The organism is Ideonella sp. BN130291, from assembly GCF_036231905.1.
Taxonomy (GTDB): Bacteria; Pseudomonadota; Gammaproteobacteria; order Burkholderiales; family Burkholderiaceae_C; genus CAMLIZ01.
Map to the genome: position 1 here is coordinate 1 of NZ_JAZARE010000016.1, position 5,360 is coordinate 5,360.

Below are 5,360 nucleotides of genomic sequence, written 5' to 3' on the forward strand. Positions count from 1 at the left end.
AAAGCAAAACCCCCGCCAGATTACTCTGGTGGGGGTTTAAATAAATAGCCTGACGATGTCCTACTTTCACACGGGAATCCGCACTATCATCGGCGCAGAGGCGTTTCACTGTCCTGTTCGGGATGGGAAGGAGTGGGGCCACCTCGCTATGGTCATCAGGCTTGACTTGTTGCCGCGCTGGTCTTGAGGGCCAGCTGCAGCCAATTCACGGAATCGAATCAGATTATTGATTGCGCCCATACGGGGGCATAACTTGTTGTTGACTCAAAGTCACTTTGGACGAGGTTGGTCGTCAAAGTTATAGGGTCAAGCCTCACGAGCAATTAGTACTGGTTAGCTTAACGCATTACTGCGCTTCCACACCCAGCCTATCAACGTCCTGGTCTCGAACGACTCTTCAGGGGGCTCAAGGCCCCGGCAAGACTCATCTTGAGACGAGTTTCCCGCTTAGATGCTTTCAGCGGTTATCTCTTCCGCACTTAGCTACTCGGCAATGCCACTGGCGTGACAACCGATACACCAGAGGTGCGTCCACTCCGGTCCTCTCGTACTAGGAGCAGGCTCTCTCAATCTTGCAGCGCCCACGGAAGATAGGGACCAAACTGTCTCACGACGTTTTAAACCCAGCTCACGTACCTCTTTAAATGGCGAACAGCCATACCCTTGGGACCGGCTACAGCCCCAGGATGAGATGAGCCGACATCGAGGTGCCAAACACCGCCGTCGATATGAACTCTTGGGCGGTATCAGCCTGTTATCCCCAGAGTACCTTTTATCCGTTGAGCGATGGCCCTTCCATACAGAACCACCGGATCACTTTGTCCTACTTTCGTACCTGCTCGACTTGTCAGTCTCGCAGTCAAGCACGCTTATGCCAATGCACTATCAGCACGATTTCCGACCGTGCCTAGCGTACCTTCGAACTCCTCCGTTACGCTTTGGGAGGAGACCGCCCCAGTCAAACTGCCTACCATACACTGTCCCCAACCCGGATAACGGGCCAAGGTTAGAACCTCAAACACACCAGGGTGGTATTTCAAGGACGGCTCCACGGCACCTAGCGGCACCGCTTCAAAGCCTCCCACCTATCCTACACAGATCTGTTCAAAGTCCAATGTAAAGCTACAGTAAAGGTTCATGGGGTCTTTCCGTCTTTCCGCGGGGAGATTGCATCATCACAAACATTTCAACTTCGCTGAGTCTCTGGAGGAGACAGTGTGGCCATCGTTACGCCATTCGTGCAGGTCGGAACTTACCCGACAAGGAATTTCGCTACCTTAGGACCGTTATAGTTACGGCCGCCGTTTACTGGGACTTCAATCAAGAGCTTGCACCCCATCATTTAATCTTCCAGCACCGGGCAGGCGTCACACCCTATACGTCGACTTTCGTCTTTGCAGAGTGCTGTGTTTTTAATAAACAGTCGCAGCCACCGATTCTCTGCGGCCTCATTGGGCTCCCCTTGTACAGGTTCACCTACTAAAGGCACACCTTCTTCCGAAGTTACGGTGTCAATTTGCCGAGTTCCTTCTCCAGAGTTCTCTCAAGCGCCTTAGAATACTCATCTCGCGCACCAGTGTCGGTTTGCGGTACGGTCGTCTATAGCTGAAGCTTAGTGGCTTTTCCTGGAAGCAGGGTATCACTCACTTCGGCGGCAAGCCGCCTCGTTATCACCCCTCATCTAAGATCTCCGGATTTGCCTAGAGACCACGACTACAGGCTTGAACCGGGACATCCAACACCCGGCTGAGCTAACCTTCTCCGTCCCCACATCGCACTATAGATCGGTACAGGAATATTGACCTGTTTCCCATCAGCTACGCATCTCTGCCTCGCCTTAGGGGCCGACTCACCCTACGCCGATGAACGTTGCGTAGGAAACCTTGCGCTTTCGGCGAGGGGGCTTTTCACCCCCTTTAACGCTACTCATGTCAGCATTCGCACTTCTGATACCTCCAGCGGCCTTCACAAGCCACCTTCACAGGCGTACAGAACGCTCTCCTACCGCGCATCTTGCGATGCACCCGCAGCTTCGGTAACTGGCTTAGCCCCGTTACATCTTCCGCGCAGGACGACTCGATCAGTGAGCTATTACGCTTTCTTTAAATGATGGCTGCTTCTAAGCCAACATCCTGACTGTTTTAGCCTTCCCACTTCGTTTCCCACTTAGCCAATTTTAGGGACCTTAGCTGGCGGTCTGGGTTGTTTCCCTCTTGAGTCCGGACGTTAGCACCCGGTGCTCTGTCTCCCAAGCTGTACTCATCGGTATTCGGAGTTTGCAATGGTTTGGTAAGTCGCCATGACCCCCTAGCCATAACAGTGCTCTACCCCCGATGGTAATACTTGAGGCACTACCTAAATAGTTTTCGGAGAGAACCAGCTATTTCCAAGTTTGTTTAGCCTTTCACCCCTATCCACAGCTCATCCGCTAGTTTTGCAACACTAGTCGGTTCGGACCTCCAGTGCGTGTTACCGCACCTTCATCCTGGCCATGGATAGATCACTTGGTTTCGGGTCTACACCCAGCGACTGAACGCCCTATTCGGACTCGATTTCTCTACGCCTTCCCTATTCGGTTAAGCTCGCCACTGAATGTAAGTCGCTGACCCATTATACAAAAGGTACGCCGTCACCCGTTTCCAGGCTCCGACTTTTTGTATGCATACGGTTTCAGGATCTATTTCACTCCCCTCCCGGGGTTCTTTTCGCCTTTCCCTCACGGTACTAGTTCACTATCGGTCGATTACGAGTATTTAGCCTTGGAGGATGGTCCCCCCATATTCAGACAGGATTACACGTGTCCCGCCCTACTTGTCGCACGCCTAGTTCCACACCCTACATTTTTCATACGGGGCTATCACCCGCTGTGGCCAGCCTTTCCAGACTGTTCTGATATGCAAGATGCTAAAACGTGCAGGCTGTTCCGATTTCGCTCGCCACTACTTTCGGAATCTCGGTTGATGTCTGTTCCTCGAGCTACTGAGATGTTTCAGTTCACCCGGTTCGCCTCGCATGACTATGTATTCATCATGCGATACCTCTTGCGAGGTGGGTTTCCCCATTCGGAAATCTCCGGATCAAAGCTAATTTGCCAGCTCCCCGAAGCTTATCGCAGGCTATCACGTCCTTCGTCGCCTGTAATCGCCAAGGCATCCACCATATGCACTTAGTCACTTGACCCTATAACTTTGACGCCTTCTGGGAAGAAAGCATCGTCAAGGACTGCAGCCCGCTCGAGTTACTGCCGAGCAGGCTGTTTGAGTATTAACGCGTTATGCCGAACTTCAACCTCTTGCGAGTTGAAGCTATCTGTATTGACGCAATCAAAAACGTTGCCGACGGCACGGTACGCTCGGGTTTGCACCCGGCGCTTTCCGCCGACAACTCTGATTCAATTCCATGAATTGTTAAAGAACGACAGCCGATCTTTCGATCGAACAGGCAAGACATCACAACGATATCTTGCCTGTTCGGACGAAGCTCAGATCAATGTGCAGACCAAGAAAATCATTGGTGGAGGATGACGGGATCGAACCGACGACCCCCTGCTTGCAAAGCAGGTGCTCTCCCAGCTGAGCTAATCCCCCAATGAAGTTGGTGGGTCTGGTTGGATTCGAACCAACGACCCCCGCCTTATCAAGACGGTGCTCTAACCGACTGAGCTACAGACCCTCACTCTTGGTGATCTGTCGTGAACCTACAGCCGATAAGTGTGAGCGCTTGAGAAGAAAGAGGCTTTATTTCCAGAAAGGAGGTGATCCAGCCGCACCTTCCGATACGGCTACCTTGTTACGACTTCACCCCAGTCACGAACCCTGCCGTGGTAATCGCCCTCCTTGCGGTTAGGCTAACTACTTCTGGCAGAACCCGCTCCCATGGTGTGACGGGCGGTGTGTACAAGACCCGGGAACGTATTCACCGCGACATTCTGATCCGCGATTACTAGCGATTCCGACTTCACGCAGTCGAGTTGCAGACTGCGATCCGGACTACGACCGGTTTTCTGGGATTAGCTCCCCCTCGCGGGTTGGCAGCCCTCTGTACCGGCCATTGTATGACGTGTGTAGCCCTACCCATAAGGGCCATGATGACCTGACGTCATCCCCACCTTCCTCCGGTTTGTCACCGGCAGTCTCATTAGAGTGCCCTTTCGTAGCAACTAATGACAAGGGTTGCGCTCGTTGCGGGACTTAACCCAACATCTCACGACACGAGCTGACGACGGCCATGCAGCACCTGTGTCCAGGTTCTCTTTCGAGCACTCCCACATCTCTGCAGGATTCCTGGCATGTCAAGGGTAGGTAAGGTTTTTCGCGTTGCATCGAATTAAACCACATCATCCACCGCTTGTGCGGGTCCCCGTCAATTCCTTTGAGTTTCAACCTTGCGGCCGTACTCCCCAGGCGGTCAACTTCACGCGTTAGCTACGTTACTGAGAAGAAACCCTCCCAACAACCAGTTGACATCGTTTAGGGCGTGGACTACCAGGGTATCTAATCCTGTTTGCTCCCCACGCTTTCGTGCATGAGCGTCAGTACAGGTCCAGGGGATTGCCTTCGCCATCGGTGTTCCTCCGCATATCTACGCATTTCACTGCTACACGCGGAATTCCATCCCCCTCTACCGTACTCTAGCCATGCAGTCACAAATGCAGTTCCCAGGTTGAGCCCGGGGATTTCACATCTGTCTTGCATAACCGCCTGCGCACGCTTTACGCCCAGTAATTCCGATTAACGCTTGCACCCTACGTATTACCGCGGCTGCTGGCACGTAGTTAGCCGGTGCTTATTCTTCGGGTACCGTCATCCCTTCGAGGTATTAGCTCAAAGGATTTCTTCCCCGACAAAAGCGGTTTACAACCCGAAGGCCTTCTTCCCGCACGCGGCATGGCTGGATCAGGCTTGCGCCCATTGTCCAAAATTCCCCACTGCTGCCTCCCGTAGGAGTCTGGGCCGTGTCTCAGTCCCAGTGTGGCTGGTCGTCCTCTCAGACCAGCTACAGATCGTCGGCTTGGTGAGCCTTTACCCCACCAACTACCTAATCTGACATCGGCCACTCCAATAGCGCAAGGTCTTGCGATCCCCTGCTTTCACCCTTAGGTCGTATGCGGTATTAATCCGGCTTTCGCCGGGCTATCCCCCACTACTGGGCATGTTCCGATGCTTTACTCACCCGTTCGCCACTCGTCGCCAGGTTGCCCCGCGTTACCGTTCGACTTGCATGTGTAAGGCATGCCGCCAGCGTTCAATCTGAGCCAGGATCAAACTCTTCAGTTCGATCTTGATAAATTACTCAAAGAATTGAAGTGAACTTCACTTCTATGAGCGTTTAAGGTCCATCAGACCTCGAGAAACCTTTCG

The 5,360-nt window shown here is 53.0% G+C and carries 2 tRNA genes and 3 rRNA genes; all 5 read right to left on the reverse strand.

What is annotated here, in order from left to right:
* Positions 1–47: 47 nt before the first annotated feature.
* The 5 genes from rrf to VPH43_RS24595 all read right to left on the reverse strand — a co-directional run bounded on the left by rrf (position 48) and on the right by VPH43_RS24595 (position 5,276).
* Positions 48–160 (reverse strand): 5S ribosomal RNA (rrf, locus tag VPH43_RS24575).
* A gap of 142 nt (positions 161–302) precedes the next feature.
* A 23S ribosomal RNA gene (locus VPH43_RS24580) occupies positions 303–3,180 on the reverse strand.
* A gap of 331 nt (positions 3,181–3,511) precedes the next feature.
* A tRNA-Ala gene (locus tag VPH43_RS24585) sits at positions 3,512–3,587 on the reverse strand.
* 8 nt (positions 3,588–3,595) lie between these two features.
* Positions 3,596–3,672: transfer RNA gene (locus VPH43_RS24590), tRNA-Ile, on the reverse strand.
* Between the two features lie 75 nt (positions 3,673–3,747).
* Positions 3,748–5,276 (reverse strand): 16S ribosomal RNA (locus VPH43_RS24595).
* Together the 16S, 23S and 5S rRNA genes with 2 tRNA genes alongside form the textbook arrangement of a ribosomal RNA operon.
* Positions 5,277–5,360 lie beyond the last annotated feature (84 nt).